General features: G+C 63.4%; 20 protein-coding genes and 3 tRNA genes. 16 read left to right on the forward strand and 7 right to left on the reverse strand.

The features are described 5' to 3' along the window. Positions 1–68: 68 nt before the first annotated feature. The 3 genes from nagA to OHL11_RS05910 all read left to right on the forward strand — a co-directional run bounded on the left by nagA (position 69) and on the right by OHL11_RS05910 (position 5654). A complete protein-coding gene (gene nagA, locus OHL11_RS05900; RefSeq protein WP_263370573.1) occupies positions 69–1211 on the forward strand; it encodes an N-acetylglucosamine-6-phosphate deacetylase in 1143 nt (380 codons plus the stop codon). Between the two features lie 52 nt (positions 1212–1263). After that, positions 1264–5370: a sodium:solute symporter family transporter gene (locus tag OHL11_RS05905; protein WP_263370574.1), complete on the forward strand. Its 4107-nt coding sequence runs from the start codon at positions 1264–1266 to the stop codon at positions 5368–5370. 74 nt (positions 5371–5444) lie between these two features. After that, positions 5445–5654 carry a hypothetical protein gene (locus tag OHL11_RS05910; protein WP_263370575.1) on the forward strand — a complete coding sequence of 70 codons (210 nt, stop codon included), beginning with the start codon at positions 5445–5447 and terminating at the stop codon, positions 5652–5654. An 18-nt stretch (positions 5655–5672) separates the two neighbouring features. Here OHL11_RS05910 and OHL11_RS05915 read toward each other — a convergent pair. Both OHL11_RS05915 and OHL11_RS05920 read right to left on the reverse strand, forming a co-directional pair. Beyond that, positions 5673–5749, reverse strand: a tRNA-Pro gene (locus OHL11_RS05915). Positions 5750–5776: 27 nt separating this feature from the next. Further along, entirely contained in the window at positions 5777–6334 is a 558-nt protein-coding gene (locus tag OHL11_RS05920) for a DUF4112 domain-containing protein (protein WP_263370576.1), read from the reverse strand. Positions 6335–6381: 47 nt separating this feature from the next. Here OHL11_RS05920 and OHL11_RS05925 point away from each other — a divergent pair. From OHL11_RS05925 to OHL11_RS05945, 5 genes are all read left to right on the forward strand, one after another. Further along, positions 6382–6456: transfer RNA gene (locus tag OHL11_RS05925), tRNA-His, on the forward strand. Between the two features lie 73 nt (positions 6457–6529). Beyond that, the gene (locus OHL11_RS05930; protein WP_263370577.1) at positions 6530–7291 is read left to right on the forward strand and encodes a DUF72 domain-containing protein; all 762 of its coding nucleotides are present in this window, start codon (positions 6530–6532) and stop codon (positions 7289–7291) included. Beyond that, positions 7288–8352 (forward strand): YheT family hydrolase, encoded by a 1065-nt coding sequence (locus tag OHL11_RS05935; protein ID WP_263370578.1) that lies wholly within the window; start codon positions 7288–7290, stop codon positions 8350–8352. Before OHL11_RS05930 ends, OHL11_RS05935 begins: the two co-directional genes overlap by 4 nt. Positions 8353–8364: 12 nt before the next feature. Beyond that, positions 8365–8976, forward strand: a complete 612-nt coding sequence (locus tag OHL11_RS05940) for a hypothetical protein (RefSeq protein WP_263370579.1) — start codon at positions 8365–8367, stop codon at positions 8974–8976. Between the two features lie 17 nt (positions 8977–8993). Continuing rightward, positions 8994–9070, forward strand: a tRNA-Arg gene (locus tag OHL11_RS05945). Positions 9071–9075: 5 nt separating this feature from the next. Here OHL11_RS05945 and OHL11_RS05950 read toward each other — a convergent pair. Further along, the gene (locus OHL11_RS05950) at positions 9076–10326 is read right to left on the reverse strand and encodes an MFS transporter (protein ID WP_263370580.1); all 1251 of its coding nucleotides are present in this window, start codon (positions 10324–10326) and stop codon (positions 9076–9078) included. Between the two features lie 90 nt (positions 10327–10416). On the opposite strand from OHL11_RS05950, the gene mnmA reads away from it, so the two are divergent. Further along, complete coding sequence (gene mnmA, locus OHL11_RS05955; RefSeq protein WP_263370581.1) at positions 10417–11550, forward strand: tRNA 2-thiouridine(34) synthase MnmA; 1134 nt, start codon at positions 10417–10419, stop codon at positions 11548–11550. 5 nt (positions 11551–11555) lie between these two features. On the opposite strand, the gene OHL11_RS05960 is transcribed toward mnmA, so the two are convergent. The 3 genes from OHL11_RS05960 to OHL11_RS05970 all read right to left on the reverse strand — a co-directional run bounded on the left by OHL11_RS05960 (position 11556) and on the right by OHL11_RS05970 (position 14488). After that, the gene (locus OHL11_RS05960; RefSeq protein ID WP_263370582.1) at positions 11556–13274 is read right to left on the reverse strand and encodes an FAD-dependent oxidoreductase; all 1719 of its coding nucleotides are present in this window, start codon (positions 13272–13274) and stop codon (positions 11556–11558) included. A 109-nt stretch (positions 13275–13383) separates the two neighbouring features. Continuing rightward, positions 13384–13953, reverse strand: coding sequence for a hypothetical protein (locus OHL11_RS05965; protein ID WP_263370583.1), 570 nt, complete (start codon positions 13951–13953; stop codon positions 13384–13386). Positions 13954–14062: 109 nt separating this feature from the next. Then, positions 14063–14488 carry a YtxH domain-containing protein gene (locus OHL11_RS05970; protein WP_263370584.1) on the reverse strand — a complete coding sequence of 142 codons (426 nt, stop codon included), beginning with the start codon at positions 14486–14488 and terminating at the stop codon, positions 14063–14065. Positions 14489–14677: 189 nt separating this feature from the next. Here OHL11_RS05970 and OHL11_RS05975 point away from each other — a divergent pair, with 189 nt between their 5' ends. From OHL11_RS05975 to OHL11_RS05995, 5 genes are all read left to right on the forward strand, one after another. Next, entirely contained in the window at positions 14678–15682 is a 1005-nt protein-coding gene (locus OHL11_RS05975; RefSeq protein ID WP_263370585.1) for a BON domain-containing protein, read from the forward strand. A 160-nt stretch (positions 15683–15842) separates the two neighbouring features. Beyond that, on the forward strand, positions 15843–17579 hold the full coding sequence (locus OHL11_RS05980) for a glycoside hydrolase family 57 protein (RefSeq protein WP_263370586.1): 1737 nt from the start codon (positions 15843–15845) through the stop codon (positions 17577–17579). 9 nt (positions 17580–17588) lie between these two features. Beyond that, entirely contained in the window at positions 17589–18455 is an 867-nt protein-coding gene (locus OHL11_RS05985; protein WP_263370587.1) for a hypothetical protein, read from the forward strand. After that, entirely contained in the window at positions 18455–19081 is a 627-nt protein-coding gene (locus tag OHL11_RS05990; protein ID WP_263370588.1) for a class I SAM-dependent methyltransferase, read from the forward strand. The genes OHL11_RS05985 and OHL11_RS05990 overlap by 1 nt, the downstream gene beginning before the upstream one ends. A gap of 45 nt (positions 19082–19126) precedes the next feature. Beyond that, positions 19127–19675 (forward strand): SixA phosphatase family protein, encoded by a 549-nt coding sequence (locus OHL11_RS05995; protein WP_263370589.1) that lies wholly within the window; start codon positions 19127–19129, stop codon positions 19673–19675. Here OHL11_RS05995 and OHL11_RS06000 read toward each other — a convergent pair. Continuing rightward, positions 19627–21201, reverse strand: coding sequence for a Ppx/GppA phosphatase family protein (locus OHL11_RS06000; protein ID WP_263370590.1), 1575 nt, complete (start codon positions 21199–21201; stop codon positions 19627–19629). The two genes, OHL11_RS05995 and OHL11_RS06000, sit on opposite strands and share 49 nt — an antisense overlap. Positions 21202–21310: 109 nt before the next feature. Between OHL11_RS06000 and OHL11_RS06005 the strand changes: the two genes are divergently transcribed. Together OHL11_RS06005 and OHL11_RS06010 are read left to right on the forward strand one after the other, a co-directional pair. After that, a complete protein-coding gene (locus OHL11_RS06005) occupies positions 21311–23086 on the forward strand; it encodes an ArnT family glycosyltransferase (RefSeq protein WP_263370591.1) in 1776 nt (591 codons plus the stop codon). A 30-nt stretch (positions 23087–23116) separates the two neighbouring features. Then, a complete protein-coding gene (locus tag OHL11_RS06010; protein WP_263370592.1) occupies positions 23117–25078 on the forward strand; it encodes an ArnT family glycosyltransferase in 1962 nt (653 codons plus the stop codon). Positions 25079–25244 lie beyond the last annotated feature (166 nt).

The following is a 25244-nucleotide window of genomic DNA, read 5'->3' on the forward strand; positions in this document are numbered from 1 at the left end:
ATTTTCTGTTCGTCACTCCCGAAGGGAGCGTGAGTTTCCTCCCTTCGCCATAGGTCTAGAAGCAAGCCATGCCGCAAATCATCACAGCACGACGACTCCTCACCGACGCAGGTTTCGTCGACTATCCCGTCATCACCGTGGACGACAACGGCCTCATCGCCGCGATCGACGTCGACCGCGCCCAGTCCTCAAGCGACGATACGCTCACGCCTTCGCTTTTCGACGTCCACACCCACGGCGGCGTCGGCAAAGACGTGATGACCGCCACGCCTGCCGACTTCAGCGAACTGCAGCGCTTCTATGCGAGCCACGGCGTTGCGCACTACCTGCCGACCACCGTCACTGACTCCATCGACACCACGCTGCATGCGCTCGAACGCATCGCCGACAACATCGAGCGCCCTACTCCTGCAAACGAGTCGAAGCCCGTAGCGATTCACCTTGAAGGACCGTTCCTCTCGCACGCCAAGCGCGGCGTGCATCCGGCGCACGATCTTCTGCCGCCGACCATCAAGCTCTTCGACCGCTTCCAACAAGCCGCCCGCGGGCACATCGCGCTCGTCACCGTCGCGCCCGAACTTCCCGGTGCCGTCGAGTTCATCGAGTACACCAGGGCAAGCGGCATACGCGTCTCGCTCGGCCACACCAACGCCACGCTTGCTGAAGCTCAAGCCGCGATCGACGCAGGCGCAGCCTCTGCCACGCACACCTTCAACGCCATGCGCCCGCTCGATCATCGCGAACCCGGTGTCGTCGCCGCTGTGCTCAATAGCCCCGAGCTCTTTGCCGAACTCATCGCCGACGGCATCCACGTACATCCCGAAATGATGAAGCTGTGGTGGCGTTCAAAGGGTGCCAAGCGCGCTCTGCTCGTCACCGACTCGATGTCCGCAACCGGCATGGCCGATGGAGATTACACGCTCGGCGGGCTCGCCGTGACCGTCGAAAATCAAACGGCCACGCTCACCGACAGCCGCTCCACGCTCGCGGGTTCGCTGCTCACGCTCGACAGGGCCGTCGAGAATCTGCAGCACTTCATCGGCGTCCCGCTCGCTGAAGCCGTGCGCGCGGCCTCGACGAATCCCGCCGCCATGCTCGGTCGCAACAACGTCGTTTCTGTGAGCATCGGGGCCCCCGCGCACCTGAATCGCTACAACGCAGAAGGCAGACGGATCGCAACCTATCTGCACGGGCACGAACTGACATCCTGATTCGCTGACATGCTGGAAGAACCATCAGCACTTTCTCTCGAGGAACCGCCGCTTGCTGAACGCTCTCGCCCTTATCGACGCCACGCAGCATCGCCTCAGCGCCATAGACCTCGCCATCGTCGCGGTTTATCTGCTCGGCATCACGATCTTCGGCCTGCGCTTTCGCAAGGGCAGCAGCAACAAGCCCGCTGATAAATCGCTGAAGAGCTACTTCCTCGCCGACAACACGATCCCGTGGTGGGCCATTGCGCTCTCCGTCGTCTCGGCCGAGACCTCGACGCTTACGATTATCTCGATCCCCGGCCTCGCCTACGGCGGCAACTTCGGCTTCCTGCAGGTCGCGCTTGGCTACATGGTCGGCCGCGTCATCGTGGCGCTGCTCTTCCTTCCTCGCTACTTCAAAGGCGAGATGCTCACCGCCTACCAACTGATAGACCAGCGCTTCGGCAAGGTGCTGCACAAGGTCACGGCAGGACTCTTCCTGCTCACGCGCGCCGCTGCTGAAGGCGTGCGAGTCTTCGCCGTCTCCATCGTTGTCGGCCTCGCCATCGGCACACGCGATGTGTGGTCCATTGCGATCATCTGCGCGCTTACGCTGCTTTACACCTTTGAAGGCGGTCTCGCGGCCGTCATCTGGACCGACGTCGTGCAGATGGCGATCTACGTCATCGGCACCGCGATCGCGCTGCTCACGCTCGGCTCGCACATCCACGGCGGCTGGCACGAGATACTCACCGTCGCGGGCAGCGCAGGCAAGTTCCATTGGCTCGACTTCTCGCTGAACCTGACGAGCAGCTACACCTTCTGGGCCGGCGTGCTCGGCGGCACGTTCCTCACCATGGCCTCGCACGGCACCGATCAACTCATGGTGCAGCGCCTGCTCGCTGCGCGTAACCTCCGCCAGGGCCAGGCCGCGCTGCTCGGCTCGGGCCTCGTCATCTTCGCGCAGTTCGTGATGTTCCTTCTCATCGGCGCGGGACTTTACGTCTTCCAGCTGCAGAACGTCGGCATCTTCGCAGGGCTCACCTCCGACCGACTCTTCCCTGCGTTCATCGTGCGCGAGATGCCGCTCGGCATCGCGGGCCTGCTCATCGCTGCGATCCTAGCCGCAGCGATGTCGAACCTCTCGGCCGCGCTGAATTCCCTCGCCTCCACCACGGTCGTCGACTTCTTCGTCACGCTCAAGCCCGACTCCACTCCCGAGCAGCGCACGTTGCTCGCGAAGACCTCGACCCTCTTCTGGGCGCTCGTGCTTTTTGCGATCGCCATCGCTACAGCCGCGGTCGGTGGCAAAGGCCACGTCGTTGAAATCGGCCTCAGCATCGCGTCCGTCGCGTACGGTTGCCTGCTCGGCGTCTTCCTGCTCGGCACCCTCACGCGCTTTGCCACGCAGATCGGCACGAGCATCGGCATGGTCTTCGGCTTCGCGCTCAACCTCTGGCTCTGGCAAGGACACTTCCCTATGCATCTTGGCCCGCTCACCATTCCGCACATCGCCTTCACTTGGTACGTCCTCATCGGCGCCATCGCCACCTTCATCGTCGGAGCCCTCGCCAGCATGATCAAGCCAAACCGAACAGCCGTCGCAGCACTTCTACTCCTCGCCCTCGGTCTGTCATCCGTTGCGCGCGCACAAGCGCCTGCGAACTTCTCCGCCGTCGACAAGCTCGTCAACGACGCCATCGCAGAGCACAAGCTGCCCGGCGCTGTCGTGGTCGTCGGCCATCGCGGACAGATCGCCTACGAACACACCTATGGCCTGCGCAAGCTCGACGGTGAACCCGGCCTCGACGGCATGCCCGCCCCCGCCGAGGCGATGACCGAAGACACCATCTTCGACATGGCCTCGCTCACCAAAGTGCTCGCGACCACCAGCGGCATCCTGCACCTTGTCGACGAAGGCAAGGTTGACATCAACGCACCGGTCGAGCGCTATCTGCCCGCCTTCAACGCCACGCACGATGCTGTGCGCGCCACCGTCACGGTGAAAATGCTTCTCCTTCACGTCTCCGGCGAGGCGCCGGACATCGCGTTGAAGGACGGCTGGGGCCTCACGGTTGCCGACAAGGAAGAGGGCCTGCGCCGTGCGCTCACCACGCCGCTGATGTCGAAGCCGAACACCGTCTTCCGCTATTCGGACATCAACTTCATCCTGCTCGGCGACATCATCGAAACCATCACGCACGAGCCCGAAGATGTCTACGTGCAGGAGAACATCTTCAAGCCGCTCGGCATGACCGAAACGCGCTACCTGCCTGCCTTCAAAGCCTGCGGCCCGCATAAGATGAACGGCGTCGCCATCGCCTCCGCACCCGCGCCTAAGGGCCACATCCGCATGGCCTGCCCGAAGGACATGTGGAGCACCTCGCTGCTCGCGCGCATCGCGCCCACCGCGCACGATGACGAAGGCAGCAACGCCACCAATCCCGACTTCGACAAGCTCCTGCGCGGCACCGTGCACGACCCCACCACGCGTCGCATGGGCGGAGTCGCAGGCCACGCAGGAGTCTTCTCCACCGCGCACGACACCGCGCTCTTCGCACAAGCTCTACTCGACAAGCTGCTCCGCAACACAGGCCCTTTCCCGGTCTCGCAAGCCACGCTGCGCCTCGCGACCTCGCCGCAGCAGCCCGACACGCTGGAGCACGCCACGATCCTCACCAGCGATCTCGCGCGCCCGCTCCCTTCGCTAAAGCCAGTGCAGGGACTGCCCGTGCACGGCCTCGGCTGGGACATCAACACCGCCTTCTCGCGCAATCGCGGCGCGGTCTTCGCGACCACCGCGCCGAGCCAGCCCTCGTCGCCAACGCCAAGCTTCGGCCACACTGGCTTCACCGGCACCTCGCTCTGGATCGATCCCAATACGGACAGCTACGTCATCCTGCTCTCGAACGGCATCCATCCGCACGTCTCGCATCCGCTCTCCACGCTGCGAGGCGACGTTGCAACGGCGGCGGCTCTCGCACTAGCAGCGGACACGTCATCTTCCGTTACGCAGAAGACACAACTCGGCATCGACGTCCTGCAATCCACGCACTTCGACGCCCTCAAGAGCTTCACCCATATCGGCCTCCTCACCAACCAGACTGGCCTCGACTCGCAAGGCAAGCGCACCGTCGACGTGCTGAACGGCACGGGCAAACTCGTGAAGATATTCACGCCGGAACACGGCCTGCTTGGGGTGCAGGACACCACGCATCTCGTCGCCGAGAAGGACACAGCCTCCGGCCTGCCTGTCATCTCGCTCTACGGCGCGGGCGCTGCGAGCCGCCATCCTTCTCACGAACAGCTCAAGGACCTCGACGCCGTCGTGCTCGACATCCAGGACGTTGGCGTGCACTTCTACACCTACGAGTCCGTGCTCGGCTACTTCCTCGAAGCCTCGGCGGCCGAACAAAAAGACTTCAACCACAAGCTCACGATCGTCGTGCTCGACCGCCCGAACCCCGTGGGCGGCGGCCCCGCGCAAGGCCCGTTCGTCGACGCCAAACACACGAGCTATGTGGCGTACGCAGCCGACATGCCCTCGCGCCATGGCCTCACACTCGGCGAACTCGCGCAGTACTTCAACCGCAACCTTCACGCTCCGCTCGAAGTCGTGAAGATGAACCACTGGACGCGCACGCAGTACTTTGACGAAACCGGTCTTCCCTGGCACAACCCCAGCCCGAACCTGCGCTCCGTCGCCGCCGTCATGGTCTACCCGGGCATCGGACTTACCGAGCAGACCAACATTTCCGTAGGCCGCGGCTCCGATACCCCCTTCGAACAGATCGGTGCGCCGTGGATCAATGCCAGACAGCTCGCCGACGCGCTCATCGCTCGCAACATCCCCGGCGTACGCATCGAACCGACGCAGATCACCATCGCAGAGGACGCGAACAAGTATCCGTTCCACGGCCAAACGATCCCGGCTGTGCACTTCTTCGCCACTGACCGCGACGCGCTCGATTCGCCGCGCCTCGGCGTCGAGATTCTCTGCGCCCTGCATCGTCTTTATCCAAACGACTTCAAGGTGGCCAAGGCGATCACCATCGTTGCGAACGACGCAACGCTTGCGGCCATCGAACACGATGTCGATCCGACCACGATCACCTCATCGTGGAACCCTCAGCTTGCGAAATTCAACGCCGAACGCAAGGCCTACGAGTTGTACTAAGCCGCGACACAGACTCGCTCAAGGCGCACGGGCGCCGATAACCACTCTGTCCTAAGCAACTGACGGAGTGGCCTATGCCCGCTACAAACTCTTCGCCCCTTTGGCAGCCGAACGCCGCGCCGATCCCACCGGCAAGCGGCGCACGCCTGCATCTCCTCACGCGCCCGCGTCTCTATCCACGCCGCACGCTCCAGCGCTGGCTGCGCCGAAAAGCTACGCACCTGTTCGACGCACTGGTGTTCGCGCTGCTCGTCGCGGCGCTGGCTTTTCTGATGATTTATTAGGGATGGATGAGGAAGGAATGGTCGGGGCGGAGAGATTCGAACTCCCGACCCTCTGCTCCCAAAGCAGATGCGCTACCAGGCTGCGCTACGCCCCGACTTGAGATAGTTTACCGCACCTTGCTCTACAAGCGAACGTGCAAACCCAGCATCCCGAGTATCTTCGCGCTCACCCACACCGCAAACACAAACGGCACCATCGCCAGCGCGATCAAGCCGAGCGCCAGCAGCGCGAGAAAGATCCAGTCACGCCACGTATCGCGGCGATGCGTCGCCATCGCGCGCTCCAGCAAGTGGTAGTTGCGTCGGTTGGCACGCCAGCCGATGTCGAAGAGATTACCGAGCACGGGCACAAGCCCCACCACAACCTCGATGCCGAGGTTCACGACCATACGCGCGATCGTCACCATCGGCACGCCACGCACATACGCCGCAAGCACGATGATCGTGCTCGCCAGGCCGGTCAGCAAATCACCGATGCCCGGTACGAAGCCGATGATGCCATCGAGGCCAAATCGTATCTGCGTGCCCGGCACACGGAACCACGTATCCAACACGCGTGAGAGCAGGTCGAGGTTCTCATCGCGGAAAGCGCCGCCCGCGCCACGCAGTCGCTGCTTCGGAACTTCACGCGACTCTTTTCCCGGCGGCAGAATCTCGGGCTGTGCAAATGTATCTTTCATCGGCTTCCCCTCACCCAGAGTTGGATGCTACAATTGAACTCGATACGGCGGCTATAGTTCAGTGGCAGAACGCCGCTCTGTGGCAGCGGATGTCGTGGGTTCGAACCCCACTAGCCGCCCCATCACCCCTTCCTCAAGCAAGACCCAACTCAGCGCGAAGCGTCACCTGACTTTCGCTCACACGGGAGTCAAAGCTTGTCGCGCAGCAAGACCGTATCGCAAGCCCCCAAGGGGGCATACCACTTCCATTGCGGCACCTCTGGCTGGGCCTATCCCACGTGGAAGCCCGGGTTCTACCCCGTTGGCACCTCCGCCAGGAAATTTCTCAGCTACTACGCGACGCAGCTCACCTCCGTTGAAGTGAACTACACCTTCAAGAGCGCGCTCAGCGAAAAGCAAACGGCCGAGTGGCTCGCCGCGGCCTCCGACGATTTCGTCTTCAGCTTCAAAGCCCATCAGCGCATCACGAACTGGAGCCGCCTGCGTGACTGCGGCCAGCTCGTCGCGGAGTTCTTCGCGATGCTCGAGCCTTTTGCTACGGCGAAGAAGCTCGGCTGCGTGCTCTTCCAGCTCCCGCAGAACTTCAAACCGAACCACGATCTCCTCGCCGAGTTCCTTGCCCTGCCGGAGCTGAAGCACCATCGCATCGCCTTCGAGTCCCTCAATGAAGAGTGGTTCTCGGAAGAGACCTTCGCGCTTCTGCGCAAGCACCGAATCGCTCTCTGCGAGTCTGAGAACGAGCGCTTCACCGCGCCTGAGATCGACAGCGCGCCGCATCGCTACATTCGCCTGCGCCAACTCGGCGGCTACTCCGCCAGCGAGCTCAAAGCGCACGCCGACAAGCTCCTCGCCAGCGACAAAGAGCTTTTCATCTACCTGCGCCACGAGGACGAGCCGACCGGCGCGCTGAACGCTCGCGCACTGCTGGCCACGCTTCGCGGGGAGGTCAGCGCATGAGCGCATCTGACTTCCGCAGCGATCTACCCGACTTCAAGCCGCGCCGTTGGCTCGCGAACGGTCACCTGCAAACCATCTTCGGCAACTTCTTGCCGCGGGCAGCTTCGACGCTGCCCGAAGCCACGCGCCATCTCGTCGAAACCACGCCCGCGCGCGGTTCGCAGATCGCCACGCAGGTGCTCTGCGAGTGCCACTGGCAGCCTGCGAAGGTCCGCAGCGAACGCCCCACCGCGATCATCGTGCACGGGCTCGAAGGCTCCTCGCGCTCGCAGTACGTTGGCGGTAACGCGCAGAAGCTGTGGGACGCGGGCTTCAACATCATCCGCATGAACATGCGGAATTGCGGCGGCAAGAACTACGAGATGGCGCGCCTCTCGCCGACGCTTTATCACTCCGGCCTTTCTATCGACGTCGAAGCCGTGATGCATCACTTCATCGCGAGCGAAGGCCTGCAATCGATCGCGCTCATCGGCTACAGCATGGGCGGCAACCTTGTGCTGAAGCTCGCGGGCGACCTTGGCCGGAACGCGCCGCCACAACTACAGGCCGTCGTCGGCGTCTCTCCCGCGATGGACCTCGGCCCTTCCGCCGACGCGCTGCACCAAGGCATCAACCGCGTTTACGAGTGGAAGTTCATGCGCGATCTCGTGCGTCGCTTCCGCCACAAGGCTGCTCTCTTCCCGCGTGCCTACGACGTTCGACTCTCCTACGGCCTCGGTTCACTGCGCCAGTTCGATGACCGCATCACCGCGCTCTACGCGGGTTTCCGCTCCGCCGATGACTACTACCAGCGTGCCGCCGCCGCACGCGTCATGCAGGACATCAGCATCCCGACGCTCATCATCCACGCGCAAGACGATCCCTTCATCCGCGTGCTCCCCACGACGCGCGTCAAGATCGAACACAATCCTCACATCGCTCTCATCGAGCCCGCACACGGCGGCCACTGCGCCTTCCTCGCCGAGCCGGATCATGCCCGGAACTTCGACGGCTACTGGGCCGAGCATCTCGCGCTACGCTTCGTGCAGGCACACGTCGCTGTCGCAGCGGCAACTTCTTGATACTCTGAGTAAATGCTCGCTGAGTGGAATGCAGAATGCGGAGACGATGCGCCGACCGTCATGGTTCCCTGGTCCGACGCGGAGACCGGCCTTCACTGGGTGAACCTGCGCGATGAGCCGTATGACATCGCGGAGATCACCGAGGCCGAACACTTCCCCGCGCTCGGTCGCGCACTCCGCTCGTTGAACGCCACACGCTCACCGCTGCTCACTTCCAAGTGCGACGCCTGGATGCTCGACGCGGAAGACCTCGACGCGCTGCGAATCGAGCTGGACCTCGACGAGACCGCCTCCACCGAGGGCGTGCAGGGCTACATCGACATCCTCTGGCGCGAGCGCCCGCTCTTTGCTTCGGCACATCAGCAGCAGGACCGTCTTGATCGCATCGTGCGCCGCGCGCAGCGACTCGAGCATCCACAGTCCAAGCTGGAACTGATCCTGCGCCCCGCGCTGTATCACGTGGAAGGCGCGCTCGAAGGCTACGCGGTCACGCTCTACGTCACCGCCGCCGGAGCCGACGTCGACTCTGCGCTGCGCGAGTGGGAGTTAGCGCTCGAAGACGTGATCGCTATGCTGCGCACAAGAGAGTTCGAAGTCGCGCGCGGCTCCGCTACAATCGATTAGCCGCAGCGCAAACATGTGGGCCCGTAGCTCAATTGGATAGAGCACCGACCTTCTAAGTCGGGGGTTACAGGTTCGATCCCTGTCGGGCCCACCATTCCTTTACATCTCCAGCATTTCCCGGTCTTCCGCCGACAGGTGCGGATCCTGATGCGGGTGCTTGCGGCTATAGCCGGTCAGATGCGCCAGCAGCCCCAGGCCGATCAGCCCAAGCTGCAACACACACACACCATCCCACTCCCACTTGCCCCACGCGATCGTCGAGAGCAGCGAACCCGCCGCGCCGCCGATAAAGTACATCGTCATGTAGACGGTATTCACGCGCGAGCGTGCCTCCGCGCCCAAGCCAAAGATGCGAGTCTGGTTGCCTACCTGGAGCATCTGCTGACCCATGTCGAGGATCAACACGCCAACGACCAGCATCACCAGATGGAGCGCAACGCTCGTGTGTACGTAGTCACTTCCCCACAGCATCAGCAACGCGGCGATGAAGATCGAGATCGCGACCGTCACCACATAGCGCGTGCCCTTCTTGTCAGAAAGCTTGCCCGCAAACGGCGCGACCGTCGCGCCCGCTGCGCCGACGATGCCGAACGAGCCAGCCACCCCTGCGCCCAGGTGAAAGTGCTTGTCGAGCATGAACGCCATCGTCGTCCAGAAACAGCTGAACGACGCGAAGCTCAACATGCCGAGCAGACCGGCTTCACGCAATAGCGGCTGCTGACGGAAGATCGTTCCGAGCGAGCGCAGCGTCTCGCCGTAGCTGAGGCTCTGTTTCGGCGGCAGCTTCGGCATCATCTTCGCCAGCAGCGGCACAAACGCGAGATTCATCACCGCGGCAACGACGAAAACCAGACGCCAGCCACGCCAGTCGCTCAGCCATCCCGCGAATGTACGCGCCAGCAGCACCCCCAGTAGCAACCCCGTCATCACAGTGCCGATCGCGGCACCACGCTTCTCTTTCGGTACGAGGTCCGGAGCAATCGGCAGCGCGATGTGTGTCACCGAAGCGAACAATCCAACGAGGATGCTGGCAGTGACGATCCACGCGAGGCTCTTCGCAAACGCTGTGAACAGTAGCGCCACCGACACCGCGGCGTAAAGCTTCATCATCAGCCCGCGGCGCTCGGCGATGTCGCCCAGCGGCACGATGCACAGCAACCCCGCAGCGTATCCCACCTGCGTGGCCGTTGCCACAAACCCCATGACATGCGGCGTCAGGCCAAGGCTCTTGCCCATCACCAACAGCAACGGCTGGTTGTAGTAGATCGATCCGACGCCCACGGCGCAGGCCAACCCTAGAAACGGCAGCACCCACCGTTGACTGATTCCGCTTCCACCCTCTGTTGTCATGCTAATGCGCTCCAAAATATAAGTTTATCGCCCCCAGGCGGACTGCGCATCACGCATCGGCAAAAGCTTCTATCATGGGTAGTGGTGACGATGGACACGCCCAACACGACCGCAGCCCCCGCCGAGACGATCGCCGTCGCGATGTCCGGCGGCGTGGACTCTTCCGCCGTCGCAGCGATGCTCGCAGCGCAGGGCCACCGCATCGTCGGCCTGACGCTACAGCTCTGGAACCAGCGCCGCCTCGCGGGCCGCGAAGGCATGCCCGAGAGCGTACAGGGCCGTTGCTGCTCCATTGATGACGTCTACGACGCACGCCGCGTCGCCGAGCAGATCGGAATCCCCTACTACCTCGTCAACGCGCAGGAGCGCTTCGAGGACGAGGTCGTGCGCCCGTTCGTCGATGAGTATCTCGCAGGCCGCACGCCCATCCCCTGCACGCTCTGCAACAACCACCTCAAGTTTGATCAGCTTCTGATCACCGCGCGCGGCATCGGTGCCGACAAGATCGCCACCGGCCACTACGCGCGCAACCGCTTCGACGCCGAGCGCGGCCGCTGGGTGATGTCCCGCCCCGCCGACAAGTCGAAGGACCAGACGTACTTCCTCTTCGGCCTCACGCAGGACCAACTCGCCCACACGCTCTTCCCGCTCGGTGAGATGGAGAAGCCAGCCGTGCGCGCGATGGCCGCCGACCAGGGCCTCGAGCTCGCGCAGAAGCCCGACTCTCAGGAGATCTGCTTCATCCCCGGCGGCAGCTACTCGCAGTTCCTCAGTGCGTACCTCGACGAGCAAGGCCGCGAGATGCCCGCCTCCGCAGGCGAACTCGTTTCGACGAGCGGCGAGGTGCTCGGCCAGCATGAAGGCATCCACGCCTTCACCGTCGGCCAGCGCAAGGGTCTCGGCATCAGCGCGCCAAACCCGCTCTACGTGCTGAAGATTCACCCAGACTCGCACCGCGTCGAGGTCGGCGAAGACGAGCAGCTTTACTCACGCACGCTGCACGCAAACCGTCTCAACTGGGTCTCGCTCGCCGAGCCGACGGAGCCGATCCGCGTCACGATCAAGATCCGCCACCGCCATGAACCCGCCGCCGCGACGCTCCGCGTCACCGGCCCCGACACCGTCGAGGCCACCTTCGACGAGCCGCAGCGCGCCATCACGCCAGGCCAATCGGCGGTCTTCTATCAAGGTGACGAAGTCACCGGTGGCGGCTGGATTTTCTAACGTCTTCACCCTGCCGCAGCGGCGTCTGCCAGCCGCAGAGCCTCCAAGGCCGAGTTCGGTTCCGCGGGAAAATGATTCCGATGATCCGCAAGATAGCGGTGTACGTCCGAAATGACGACAGACCCTTCGCCCACGGCGCTGGCCACTCGCTTCAGCGAGGCTGAACGCACGTCTCCAACGGCAAACATGCCCGGAACGCTCGTCGAGTAGGGCGTTCCATTGAAACCATGCGCACCGCCGGTCAAGATGAAGCCCTTGCTGTCCAACTGCACCGAACCGTAGAGCCAGCCGGAGTTTGGCTCAGCGCCGATCATCACAAAGACATTGCTGATTGGTTGGCATATCCGCTCGCCGGTCACGCGATTGGCCCAGGTGACGAAGTCCAGGCTCTTTTCGCCCGCCAACTCCACAATCTCAGACTCCGTGTAAAGCGTGATCCGCGAGGAGCTCTCGATCCGAGAGATGAGGTACTGCGACATCGTAGCCGCGAGCGATTTGCCACGCACGATGTGATGCACGTGCTTGGCGATGCCCGAAAGAAAGACCGCAGCCTGACCAGCGGAGTTCCCTCCGCCCACCACGATCACCTCGTTCTCACGGCACAGCACGCCTTCCATCGCCGTGGCCGCGTAGTAGATGCCGCGGTTCTCGTACTCTTCATAGTTGCTCACGGATAGCTTGCGATACTGCGCCCCGGACGCCACAACGACGGAGCGAGCACAAAGAGGAATATCCCCTGCAAGCGTCAACTGATGAATGCCGTCGACCTGCTTCGCTGTAACGACCGGACGGGAGATCGCAAAGCGAACGCCGAACTTCAAAGCCTGCAATTGCGCACGACTCGCGAGTCGCTGGCCTGATATCCCGGTCGGAAACCCAAGGTAGTTTTCGATCTTCGAGCTCGTGCTCGCCTGTCCTCCAGGCGCGGTCTCTTCGATCACGATCGTGCACAGCCCCTCGGACGCCGCGTAGACCGCCGCGGCCAAACCCGCTGGTCCGCCACCGACGACGGCGACGTCGTAGATCATCGAAGAATCGGGTAACTCCGTGATGCCCAGCTCGTCGGCAAGCTGCGTGATTGTCGGACGATAAAGCGTACGCCCCCGAGAAAGCACCACTGCGGGGTATTGCTTCTGCGTCGACTCCGCTGCGTTGCGAGAAGCCGTCTCCGGAGCCTCCGCGATTCTGTGCGGATAGTTATTCCGAATCAGAAACCGCTGCAGCACCGTGGTCTCTGGGTCCTTGTCATACCCGACCAGGACGACTCCGCCGGTATCTTCTCCGATGATGCCAATGCGCCGCCACACCAGGGCGGAAGTGATCAGGTTCGCGATATCGCCTTCCGCTCGCATCAGGCGTTGTAACCCGGCGCGGGAGATTCTCAGCAGGCGGCTCTCCATCGCCGTTCGCACCTCGACCAGCGAAGCCTGCGAGTTCAGCAGATTGAACTCCCCGGAGAAATCGAGGCGCTCGTGACACGCGAGAATCTTCGCTTCGCCACCATCTCCTGGGAGCGACACGCAAAGCTTTCCTTCGATCACCACGAACATATCCGCTTCACGGTCACCGTGCGTGTACAGCACCGTATCAGCCGGGTACGTTCCTTGCTCGCCATAAGCGAGCATGCGCTCAAGCATCTCGGCGGTGAGCTTCTCAAACGCTAGATCTTCACGAAACTCCGGGGTGCCCCACGCACTACGCTTGCTTTGGCTCTGATCAGGCATGCCTCCACACTATCGCATCTCGATGACGCTCTCCAGCCATCGCGCGAGCTAGACGAAGCAAACAAAAACGGCGAGCCATGAAGGCTCGCCGTTCGTACTGCATAGATCGTTACTCGACGTCGTAGGGACTCGGACGCCCGCCGCCAAAGGGCGAACGCGCGATCAGCGTTTCAAGCCCAGCGCGCAGACCAGCGATCACACCGGCGACCTGCTTCACCGGCCCCTTGATGCTTTCCTGCACCGTGCGCGAAACCTCGTAAGTCGTCGCCAACGCATCGCTCACAATGCCATCCACCCGTGAAATCTGCACGCGCGAGCGCTCGTTCACATCTTGCACCGTGCGGTTCAACTGATCGACGGTCATCGCAAGCTCATCGACCTTTGCGCGCACCACATAGCTCGTCTGTTCCACGTTCGTCGCGACCGTGTGAATTTTCGGGCCAAGCTCGTCCACAAGAGCGGTCGCCTTTTCGATCAGCGGAGCCGTCTTGTGCTCAAACGAATCGGTCAGCCTTTCGACCTTCCAGAACATCTTGATCGCGAACGCTGCGGCGATGCACACACCTGCAGCCTGCGCTACGAGAGCAAGGCCAATCACCGCAGACCAGATCGAGATCTTGTGCTGATCAACGCCGCCATCTTGAAACATCATTACCGCGACAGAATTCAACGCGATCATCACTCACCTCAAAAAGAAATCAGTTCCACTCTACGGGCGCACTCGTCGCACCGCAAGCGAAAGGGCCGCTCCTTGGAACGGCCCTTCGTCATCTCACAACGGGATTCGACTACGAGGTCGAAATCTCCGAAGTCTTCTCTACATAAGCCGACTTGCCAGCCTCAACAGCGGCCGTCACGGCCTCCTGCTGGTTCTGGATCACTTCCTTACCCTTATCGACATACTGGGTCCACTGCGTGCGGCCCTTGTCGAAGTACTCGCGGCCCTTGTCGGCATACTCGCTGACGGCAACCTTGCCCAGTTCGGTATACTCGGCGGCCTTCTGCTTGCCCTGCTCGACGTACTGCTTACCCTTATCCACGCCCTGCGTGTAGAGTTCGTTGGCCTTCTCACGCGCATCGAGCGCCGTAGCCTTCAAATCATCGCGGGTTTCCTTGCCACTCTTGGGTGCATAGAGCACACCCACCAGCGCGCCAATACCAAGGCCTGCAAGAAACCATCCAAAGCTACCTACGCTGCTCTCGTTGTCCGCCATTGCGCGTACCTCCGTACTGTGTGTTCACCACGTCTGCACATTCTAGCCTTGCGGCAGACTATTGCGGCGTCTCCTGTGTGGATGCCACCTGGGCAACCGGGGTTGTGCGCGCATACTCATCGAATCTTCTTGCAGCCGAACATCGACATAGCGCATCCTAACCGCGTCAGACGTTTCAGGAGGCGAATTATGTTCAGTACCACCACGTTGCAGCGCACTTCGGCTGCTGTTGCCCTTTCAGCAGCCATGCTGCTGGCCGCAGGTTGCAAGAAAACAATCGACGACGCCACGCTTACACAGAATGTCCAGAAGGCCCTCGCGGCCGACCCCACCATCTCCAAGCAGACGCTGCAAACATCCGTGACCAACGGTGTTGTCACGCTCACAGGCAATGTCACCGACGACACTGCAAGCGCCGTCGCCGCACAAGATGCCGCGAAGGTCGCAGGCGTCAAGGAAGTCATCAACAGCATCCAGGTCGCGGGCATCCAGGTCACGCCGACCGTGACCTCGCCCGCCGCGCCGGAGAACCCGCGCCCGGCCACGCAGACCGAGCGCCAGATCATCGCGACACAGAAGACCCTGCCGCCGCCTGCAGCGAACACGCCTCCCCCGCCGCCCAAGCCCGTTGTGCGTAACATCACTCTTCCCGCAGGCTCGGCGATCCCCGTTCGCATCACCGAAACGCTCGAGAGCGGACACACCGAGACCGGCACGCCGTTCAACGGCACCGTCACGCACTCCGTCACCTCGAACGGCTACGTCATCATCCCCGCAGGTTCGGCCGTCTCCGGCCGCGTGGTGGAGGCGAAGGACGCTGGCCACTTCAAAGGCAACTCGCTGCTCGCGATCCAGCTCACGGCAGTGCGTCGGCACGGTCAGTTGATCCAGATCGCCACGGACACCTACTCGGTTGAGGGCAAGGGCCGCGGCAAGAATACCGCACTCAAGATCGGTGGCGGCGCGGCGGCAGGTGCACTTCTCGGCGGCCTCTTCGGCGGCGGCAAGGGCGCAGGCATCGGCGCACTCGCTGGCGGCGGCGCAGGCACCGCTTACCAGGGCATGACACGTGGACAGCAGGTGACCATCTCTTCCGAAACCCTCATCCGCTTCCGCACCACCGCTCCCATCACCGTGCAGACCACCGAAGCCGCCTCTGACGAAGAGCCGACCTCCGGTCTGCAGACGCGTTAATCACCGCTCTAACCGCAGCTCAGGAAAGCGTCGGCAACCAGCCGACGCTTTTTTGCGTCCATTCAACGTGGTCACCGTCTCATGAATATCTGCTGCCGCTTCTTTCGCGGCCTTGCTCCCTCTTCCCTCTGTACGCTAACAAGAAGGACGTTGAGTCGCCTTGAACAAAGATAAGAACGCCGCGAACACATCCAAAGGCTTCCTGAGCTTCACCCTGCACGCGCATCTCCCTTTCGTGGTGAATCACGGCACGTGGCCGCACGGTCTTGAGTGGCTGCTCGAAGCCGCCGCAGAAACCTATCTCCCGCTGCTTCGCGTCCTCACGCGCCTTGAGACGGACAGCGTTCCGCTCCACTGCAATCTGAACCTCTCCCCGGTACTGCTTGAGCAGCTCTCGCACCCTGCCTTCAAGGCCGAACTCCCTCGCTACATCGAGCGCAAGATCACCGCTGCGCGCGAGGATGAAGGCTATTTCCTCTCCACCAACGAGCAGCACTACGCCTACCTCGCGCGTCTCTGGCAGCAGAGTTTCACCCAGGCCCTCGAAGACTTCCAGCGGCTCAACGGGGACATCGTTGCAGCGTTTCGCGGCTTCGAGGAGCGCGGCCAAATCGAGATTCTGACCACCGGAGCAAGCCACGGCTACCTGCCGCTGCTCGGCACTGACGAAAGCGTTCGCGCGCAGGTGCGCCTCGCGCTCGACACCCATGAGCGACACCTTGGTCGCAAGCCGCGCGGCATCTGGATCCCCGAGTGCGGCTACCGCCCCGCCGGTGAGTGGAGCTACCCCGTCCGCCGTGCTGACGGCAGCGAACTTGCGCCGGCTTTCAACCGCATCGGCATCGAGCAGGCCATCTCTGAAGCGGGCATCGACTACTTCTTCGTCGACACCCACATGGTCGAAGGCGCCACTACCGTCGAGCCCAATGACGCTCGCCGCGCGTATCAGCCGTACTTCGTCGAAGGCCCCTACACAACCGATCCCGCGAAGAAGTACGCAGCCACGGTCTTCCCGCGCGATCCTCACACCGGCGCACAGGTCTGGTCCGGCGAAAAAGGCTACCCCGGCGACCCGAACTACCTCGACTTCCACAAGAAGCGCTGGCCCGGCGGCCATCGCTACTGGAGCGTAACGGGCTGGAACGTGCCGATGGACAACAAGCAGCCCTACGTGCCCGAGCATGCCGCCGAGCGCGTTCGCTCGCACGCCGAGCATTTCGTCGGGCTCGTCCTCGAGACCCTGCAGCAAGCCGGTGTTGACGGTGCACCGCCGCCCATTGTCTCCGCACCGTTCGACGCGGAGCTCTTCGGCCACTGGTGGTACGAGGGTCCGCAGTGGCTGGAAGCGGTCGCGCGCCTTGTCCACCAGCGCAGCGGCGAGCTCGCGCTCTGCACCGCATCGCAATACCTCGACCAGGCTCCGCGCGCCGGCTTCATCTCGCTGCCCGAAGGGTCCTGGGGCGCGCATGGCAACAACGACATGTGGCTGAACGACAAGACCACCTGGACCTACTCGGAGCTATATGCGGCCGAGCTCGCCGTGCGCGAATTCGCCTCCGCGAAGGACTGGCAGAAGAACGAAGCCGCCACGCGCGTATTACGCCAACTCTGCCGCGAGCTTCTGCTGCTCGAAAGCTCCGACTGGCAGTTCAACATCACCACCGAAGCCGCGCAGGACTACGCCTCCGCCCGCTTCCGCACACACGCCGACACCTTCGCAGAGCTTCGCGGCTTTTACGACGCAGCGCTCGCAGGCTCGCTCACCGAGCCACAGCTCCAACGCCTCTCGCAGATCGAAACGCGCGACTCGATCTTCGCCAACATCGACCCCACCCTGTGGGCGACCGGCGCACACGCCAACCGCACCGGCAAGCCGACCGTAACCGCGAAAGAGTAAGCTGGAAATATGCAGAACACCGCGAAAAAGCAGGAACTCGATGTCCGGCGCGGGCTTCGCCTCGTTCCAGCGCCACCCCAGCGACAGAACTCGCTGACGCTCTGGCACCTGCTCTCGCTCGACGCTCCCAGCGTCGCCGCGGTGTGGACGGTGCTCGTCGCGCGCGCCACCGGGGTGCATCTCGCGTGGCCTGTCCCTGCAGCGATGTTCGTCGCCGTCTGGCTCGTCTACGTGGCGGACCGCCTGCTCGACCGCCACGACCTCGAAGAGCGTCACCGCTTTCACCAGCGCCATCGCGCACGCTTCGTGATCGCGACCGCCTGGGCCGTCCCAGTGCTCGCAGCCCTCGTCTTCCACTTCGACGAACGCACCTTGCGCCTGAACCTGCTGCTCGCCAGCCTGCTCGTGGCGTGGTTTGTCATCATTCACGCCAGCGCTGCTTCGCGACGCCTCCCCAAAGAACTCGCCGTGGGCATCTTCTTCCCCGCCGCCGTCTTCCTGCCCACGGTCGCGTTGCGCCCGGACCTGCGCCTCGAGCTCATCGCCCCAGCGATCCTCTTCGCGATGCTCTGCACCCTGAACTGCCTCTTCGTCTATGCGTGGGAGCATCCGCACGACCGCACACAGGCGCATGCCACCACGCGCTGGGCGCTTGAGCATCTCGACGCGCTTTCGTTCGCACTGATGGCGCTGGCTGCTGTCTTCACGCTCGTCTATCGCGAAGACTTGCGCGTGCTGCCGGTCTGCATCGGCCTCGGCGCAGGGTTCCTGCTCCTGCTTGATCGCCTCCGCGCCACGCAGCGTCCCACGGTGCAACGCGCGCTGGCGGACGCCGCCCTGCTCACACCACTGCTCTTCCTTCCGTTCCTGCGCTAATGCCCGGCTTCGACCGCGTCGCTCGCCTCTATCGATGGGCTGAATTCCTGGCCCTCGGCCGACAGCTGGAGCGCATCCGCAACCATTGGCTGCCGCAGCTGCCGCCGCTCCGACAAGCCACGCTTTTCGGCGACGGTGACGGCCGCTTCCTCGCCGCACTGTTGCGTTCGCAGCCGCAACTCCACGCACTCTCGCTCGATGGCAGTGAACGTATGCTCGCGCTGCAACGCGAGCGTTGCGCCTTCGCGGCCGATCGTCTCATTACCGCGCGCGCACTTCTGCCTGCGTTCCCCGACCCATCGAGCGAGCTGCTCGTCACGCACTTCGTCCTCGATTGCCTCACGCAACAGCAGGTCGAAGCATTCGCCGATACCTGCTTTCGCACCACCGCTCCCGGCACGATCTGGGTCGTCTCCGACTTCGCGCCCATGCAAAACGCTATGCTGCGTCCACTCTCGCGCGTGTACATCCGCGCGCTCTACCTCGCATTCCGCATGCTTACCGGACTTCGTGTGCAGCATCTGCCTGATCCGCAGACCGCACTGACGCGAGCCGGCTTCGAGCGCCTCGAGCGTCATCAAAGATTCAACGGCCTGCTCTACACCGAGCTATGGCGCCGCCCTTAGAATGGAGAGGCAGACGCTTCACGCGTCTCAAGGATCGACCGTCGTATGAACCTGTACATTCTTCGCCATGCCTCTGCCGGAACACGCCGCGTCAATCCGCTGCTCGACACGCGTCGCCCGCTCGATAAAGACGGCAAGAAACACTCGCTCTACCTCGCGCATGTGCTCAACGCCATGCAGTTGAACTTCGATCTCGTTATCTCCAGCCCGCTCAAGCGTTCGCTGCAGACCGCGCAACTGGTCGCCACCGAGACCGGTTACGAGCAAAACGTGCTCATCTCGCACGCGCTTTCGCCCACCGCAACCTTCGCGCAGTTTCAGCGCCTTCTCCGCGAGTGCGAAGGCCACGAAAACGTGCTCGTCGTCGGACACAATCCGAACATCACCGCGTTTCTCGGCTACCTGATCGCGCCCGCAGCGACGCCCAGCGACAGCCCCGACAACGCGCGCGTTCGCCTGCGCAAGGGATCCCTCGCTCGCCTCAGCTATCAGAGAGGGCCGGCCACCCTACAGTGGCTGCTTGATCCTCGCGTCGTGCGCAGTCTCTATACGACTTCGATGAAGAGTTCGCGCCGGAAGATCTCGCGGAAGTAAACCGCTTCCTTCTTCAACGCCCACAACTCCAGCTCCGCCCCGCCGCGCGTCGGCATCAGTTCGATCAGGACTCGTTTCGGCAAGACCTTGATCCGCAGCTTGATCGCCGCGGCGGCGCGGTCCTGCCTGAGTGCCTGAGCCAGTCGCAGCAACACGACCGCGCGCGTCACGTGCCCGTGCTCTTCTACCGGCACCGACCGCATCGTGCGGTCCATCGCGTCGGGTCGGCTCTTGCCGAGATACCGCGCGATCGCCGCGACGATTGCGCGCTGTTCCGGCGAAACGCCAAAGATTTCAGAGTTCGCAATGATGTACTGCGTGTGCCGGTGGTGCCCCTGATGGTTGAGGAACTTGCCGACATCCTGCATCATCGCCGCGGCCTGCAGCCATAGGCGGTAATCCTGCGGCAACTCATGCACGCGCAACAGCCCATCGAAAAGCTGCTCGGCATACACGCGCTCCGGCTCCGCACGACGCATGTCCACGCCGTAGCGCTCGCACACGGCCAGCACACCTTCCCAACGCTCGGCCTCGATCGTCTGGTGCGCGGAGGTCTTCACGTCCACGTCCGCCAACATCGCGGCGAGGATGCCGTCACGCAGCCCCAGCGGAGAGTACCGGAAGCCCGGAAGCCCCATCCGCTCCAGCAGCGACGCATACACGAGCGCGCCGCCCGCAATAATGTCCGCGCGACGAACGCCGATGCCCGGCAGAGCCGCTCGCTCCTCGTTATTCATCTTCAGCAGCTTGTCGGCAAGCCGACGAACGCTCGGGGTCTCCGCCTGCATGAGCTTGCCCAGCGTTTTGGAAGCTGTCGCCGCCACACGCTTACCCTTCGCGGCTACGCCATGCTGCGCCGCGAACGCATTGCTGGCCTCGGCCAGCGCGCTCGCCGTCCCCGACGTCGCGATCACCAGGTCGATCTTCGGCGTTCCCAGCTTGCGGCCACCGCGCGTCAGTTCGCGTTCGACGAACTTGCGCAGACGACCGATGTCTTCCTTCGCTGGCGGATCGTTGCGCAGAAATTCCTGCTGCAAGCGCACCGCTCCGAGCGGCAAGCTCACCATCTCGCGGATGCGTCCGCCTTCGCTCACCGTGATCTCGCAGCTTCCGCCGCCGAGGTCGATCATCAGGCAGCGTCCTCGCGCGCCGACCTCGTGCGTCACCACGCCGAGATGGATCAGCCGCCCCTCTTCCAGCCCCGAGATCACCTCAAGGTTCCAGCCGGTCGCCGATCGTACCCACTCCTGGAACGCCGCCGCATTGCGCGCGTCACGCGTCGCGCTCGTCGCCACCACGCGCACACGGTCCACCGCATGGGCCTGCACAGCCTTGTGAAAGCGCTTCAGCGCCTTCACCGTAACGGCCATCGCTTCCGGCGAGATCACGCCCGCCTCGAAGACGCTCTCGCCCAGGCGCGTAACCTCGCGGTCTTCATGCAGCGTCCGCAGATGATGCCCCACCACTTCTGCGATCGCAAGACGACAGGAGTTCGATCCGATATCTATCGCTGCAAATGTAGGCAAACGCACGTCCTCCGCAAAAGTTTCGACACAAGCAAGATACACGGCGACGCTGTGCTAATCGCCGCATGCAGCAAGCAGCCGCCGATCCGCGTAAGCTAACCATAGACCGATGCCGCGCCCAGTTTCACGCTCAGTACGCCTGCTTCTGCTCCTCAGCCTCTGGGCCGCCGCCTTTCTTGCCTCGTCCATCAGCCCTCCGCTGCTCGACGACGCCGACGCCACACACAGCCAGGCCGCGCAATACATGCTCCACCACGGCGACTGGGTCACGCTCCACGTCGATGGCATTCGCTATCTTGAGAAAGCGCCGCTGCCGTACTGGATCGTCGCCGTCAGCATGAAGCTCTTCGGCGAGAACGCCTTCGCCGCGCATCTTCCGCTCGCGCTGACGGTGCTTGGCCTCGCGCTGCTCGCATGGCGCTGGGCCGCACGCGCCTTTGACGAGGACACAGCCTTCCTCGCCGCGCTCATGACGCTCACCTCCACCGGCGTCTTCCTCTTCACGCGCGTCTTCATCCCCGACGTCCTGCTCGCGCTGCTGCTCTGCCTTTCGCTCTATGCAGCTTTGCGTGCGCTCGAAGGCGACTCCCCACGCCACGCCTATCTCTTCTGGATCGCACTCGCGCTCGCCGTGCTCACCAAAGGCCTCGTCGCGCTTGTCTTCGCATTCGCAGCGATTGGTCTCTTCCTGCTCTTCACGCGTCGCCTGCGCGAACTCAGCAAACTGCGCCCCGTCACCGGCACGTTGCTCATGCTCGCCATCGCCGCGCCATGGCACATCCTCGCAGGCCTGCGCAACACCGGCGGAGCCAATGGCCACGGCTTCTTCTGGTTTTACTTCGTCAACGAGCACATCCTGCGGTTCCTCGGCCGACGCCTGCCGCGCGACTACAACAAGATGCCCGCAGCCGCTTACTGGCTCGCGCATCTCGTCTGGCTGTTTCCGTGGAGCCTCTTCCTTCCCGCAGCCTTCTCGCGCAGGCAAGCCGAGCCGCGCTCAACGTTCGGCCGCGACACTCTAACGCTGCTCGCGCTCTACTCCGCTTTCGTTCTTCTGTTCTTTTCGCTCTCGACGAACCAGGAGTACTACACGCTCCCCGCCTACCTGCCGCTGCTGATGCTGCTCGCCTCGCGGCTCACACAGAGCGACAGCAGCAAGCGCATCACGCTCGCCCTTGCGAGTTTTACGGTGCTCGGCGCTGCCATCGCCATCACGCTCTTCGTCGGCCTCTGGCAGTCGCGCGCGCTGCCTTTCAACCCCGACATCGGCTCGGCGCTCGCCCGTCGTGCCGTCGGTAACTACACGCTCTCGATGTCGCACTTCTTTGACCTCACCGGGCCATCCTTCGCGGCTCTGCGTTTGCCCGCGATCATTGCGATGATCACTTTCGCCATCGGCCCGGCCATCGCGCTCACGCAGTGGACGAAGCAACGCCGCCTGATTCCCGCCGCAACCACCGTCGCGATCACGACGACCGTCTTCTTCGTCGCCGCCCACATCGCGCTCGTGCGCTTCGCGCCGATGCTCTCCTCCGAAGCCTTCGCCACATGCATCCGCACCCTCGAGCAGCGCGACCCCACGGCACAAACCGCACTTTACGGCGATCAGGCTTACGGCTCCTCCATCCCCTTCTATCTCGGCCAGGAAGTCGCGCTCGTTGATGGCCGCTCCACCTCCATGCTCTTCGGCAGCACCTTCCCCGACGCCCCGCCGATCTTCCTCACGCCCTCGCAATACGCCGCACAATGGGGCATCGGCCCGCGCAAACTCCTCTTCGTTCCCGACGAGAAACGCCAGGTCGTCGACCAGCTTCTCGGCACACGCAGCATCCTCGTCATGACGCAATCCGGCAAGGCCCTGCTCACCGACCGGCCCCTCCCGTAACCTCGAAACGATATCCTGAATAAACCCAACGTGACCCAACGCCCTTACCCAATCCGCAAGCGCTCTCTCGCGCTCATTACGCTCTTCTGGCTCGTGCTGCAACTCGGCGGCATGTTCTCGCCCGGCCTGCTCGACGATGTCGACTCCGTCTACATTCGTATCGCGCGCGAAATGCTTTCGCGCCACGATTTCGTCACGCCCACCATCGACGGCATCCGCTTCTTCGACAAGCCGCCGCTGATGTACTGGCTTGCCGCCGGCTCCATGCGCCTCTTCGGTATCCACGACTGGGCCGCTCGCCTGCCGCTCACCCTCGGTGTCCTGGCGCTCTTCTTCGCAGCCTACGCACTCGGCAACCGCTTCTTCCGTGCTCTCTCGCCCGTCGAAGCCCCCGACCGCGCCGGACTCTACGCCGCGCTCGCACTCGCGACCTCCATCGGGCCGTATCTCTACACGCGTTTCTTCATCCCCGACATCCTCGTCATGCTCTTCATGGTGCTGTCGGTGCACCTTTTTCTCTTCGCCGTCGAGCGCGCTCGCGAACTTCGCCGCGCCCCCTCAGCGCTTCTGCCGATGGTCGGCTTCGGCGTCGTGCTGGCGCTTTCGCTGCTCACCAAGGGCCTCATCGGCATCGTCTTCCCCGTGGGCTTTGCGCTGCTCTACCTCGTCTTCACGCGTGAGCTGCGCCTGCTCGCCCGCCTCAAGCTGCTGCCTTCGCTGCTCGCGTTCATCGTCGTTGCGCTGCCGTGGCATGTGCTCGCGGCGCTGCGTAACCCGGCGATCGCCATGCCCGCCGGCACAGGCCTGCCGCCACGCGCAGGCTGGGCGTGGTTCTACCTCTACAACGAACACATCGCGCGCTTCCTCTCCAAGCGCATTCCGCACGACTACGGCAATGTCCCGGTGCCGCTCTTCTGGCTGCTGCTTTTCATCTGGCTCGTGCCGTGGGCGGCGTTTCTGCCGTCGGCAATCATCGATGCCGTGCGCACCCTGCGCCGCGATGACGCCGCGAACCTGCGCCTTGATTCCGATCCGCACCTGAACCCGCTCGCGATCAACGCGGCGCCCGACCGCACCCGCGAAGCCATGCTCGCGCTGCTGCTATGGGCCGGTATTGTGCTCGGCTTCTTCAGCATCTCCGCGCGCCAGGAGTATTACCACCTGCCCGCGCTGCCCGCGCTCGCCATCCTCGTCGGCGGCCTGCTCGCCGTCGCCGATCGACGCGTCACCAGCCACGAAGAAGCTCCGCTCCTCGGCTTCGACAACCCCGCTCGCGCCCGCCTGCAGGCCCTGCGCGGCGCGCGCTGGTTCCTGCTTCCGCTTGGCACGCTGATCGCCGTCCTCTGCGGCTACTTCGCGATCACCGCGCCCACGCCGAGGCCTGGCGTCACGCTCAGCGATGCACTCTCGCAAAACCCGGACATGTACACGCTTTCGCTGGGCCACATCTTCGACCTCACCGGCACAGCGATGGGCTTCTTCCGCGGCCCGTTAGTGCTCGTCGTGCTCGGCATGTTGGTGCTCGGCCCCGTCGCTTACTTCGTGCGGAAACGCGGCGCTACGTTCGCGGCGAACCTCACCGTCGCTGGCGGCATGACGCTCGTGCTGCTCGCTGCACACGGCGGCCTCGTGCGCTTCAACCCGATCCTCGGCTCCAAGGGACTCGCCGACGCCATCAACACCGCCAAGCAGCCCGGCGACCAGATCGTGCTCGACGGCGAACTCACCTCGGGCTCTACGCTGCTCTTCTACTGCGACCAACCCGTGCTGCTCGTCAACGGCCACGTGAACGGCCCCTGGTTCGGCAGCTTCTGGCCCGACGCCCCTCACGTCTTCCTCGACGACGATGCCCTGCGCGCCCACTGGGCAAGCTCCGGTCGCCTTTTCCTGATGACCTATCACCCGAAGGAGCGCATCGCCGACCTCTCCCACTTCGGCCCTGTCAAAGTCATCGCCGAGGCGGGTGGAAAGACCGTGCTGAGCAATCGCTGATGGAGGCCGTTATAAGTTGTACGTTCTAGGTTGTAAGTAGTACGTGGTGAGTGCATTTTGATTGGTCGTTCCCGAAGGGACTCTGCGTTCCCTCATGCAGCCAACACAACCAGGGACGCCAGAACCACATCCCGTCGAAACAAAGGCCGCGCACCCGCGCGGCCTT

The organism is Granulicella cerasi, from assembly GCF_025685575.1.
In the GTDB taxonomy this organism is placed as follows: domain Bacteria; phylum Acidobacteriota; class Terriglobia; order Terriglobales; family Acidobacteriaceae; genus Granulicella; species Granulicella cerasi.

What these genes read in the sequence shown, in the direction of transcription:
- OHL11_RS05990 (WP_263370588.1), top strand. Translation starts at nt 18,455, where the DNA reads ATGCCCGGCTTCGACCGCGTCGCTCGCCTCTATCGATGGGCTGAATTC.
- OHL11_RS05940 (WP_263370579.1), top strand. Translation starts at nt 8,365, where the DNA reads ATGCTCGCTGAGTGGAATGCAGAATGCGGAGACGATGCGCCGACCGTC.
- OHL11_RS05970 (WP_263370584.1), bottom strand. Translation starts at nt 14,488, where the DNA reads ATGGCGGACAACGAGAGCAGCGTAGGTAGCTTTGGATGGTTTCTTGCA.
- OHL11_RS05920 (WP_263370576.1), bottom strand. Translation starts at nt 6,334, where the DNA reads ATGAAAGATACATTTGCACAGCCCGAGATTCTGCCGCCGGGAAAAGAG.
- nagA (WP_263370573.1), top strand. Translation starts at nt 69, where the DNA reads ATGCCGCAAATCATCACAGCACGACGACTCCTCACCGACGCAGGTTTC.
- mnmA (WP_263370581.1), top strand. Translation starts at nt 10,417, where the DNA reads ATGGACACGCCCAACACGACCGCAGCCCCCGCCGAGACGATCGCCGTC.
- OHL11_RS05965 (WP_263370583.1), bottom strand. Translation starts at nt 13,953, where the DNA reads ATGATCGCGTTGAATTCTGTCGCGGTAATGATGTTTCAAGATGGCGGC.
- OHL11_RS05960 (WP_263370582.1), bottom strand. Translation starts at nt 13,274, where the DNA reads ATGCCTGATCAGAGCCAAAGCAAGCGTAGTGCGTGGGGCACCCCGGAG.
- OHL11_RS05935 (WP_263370578.1), top strand. Translation starts at nt 7,288, where the DNA reads ATGAGCGCATCTGACTTCCGCAGCGATCTACCCGACTTCAAGCCGCGC.
- OHL11_RS05975 (WP_263370585.1), top strand. Translation starts at nt 14,678, where the DNA reads ATGTTCAGTACCACCACGTTGCAGCGCACTTCGGCTGCTGTTGCCCTT.
- OHL11_RS06005 (WP_263370591.1), top strand. Translation starts at nt 21,311, where the DNA reads ATGCCGCGCCCAGTTTCACGCTCAGTACGCCTGCTTCTGCTCCTCAGC.
- OHL11_RS05985 (WP_263370587.1), top strand. Translation starts at nt 17,589, where the DNA reads ATGCAGAACACCGCGAAAAAGCAGGAACTCGATGTCCGGCGCGGGCTT.
- OHL11_RS05910 (WP_263370575.1), top strand. Translation starts at nt 5,445, where the DNA reads ATGCCCGCTACAAACTCTTCGCCCCTTTGGCAGCCGAACGCCGCGCCG.
- OHL11_RS05950 (WP_263370580.1), bottom strand. Translation starts at nt 10,326, where the DNA reads ATGACAACAGAGGGTGGAAGCGGAATCAGTCAACGGTGGGTGCTGCCG.
- OHL11_RS05995 (WP_263370589.1), top strand. Translation starts at nt 19,127, where the DNA reads ATGAACCTGTACATTCTTCGCCATGCCTCTGCCGGAACACGCCGCGTC.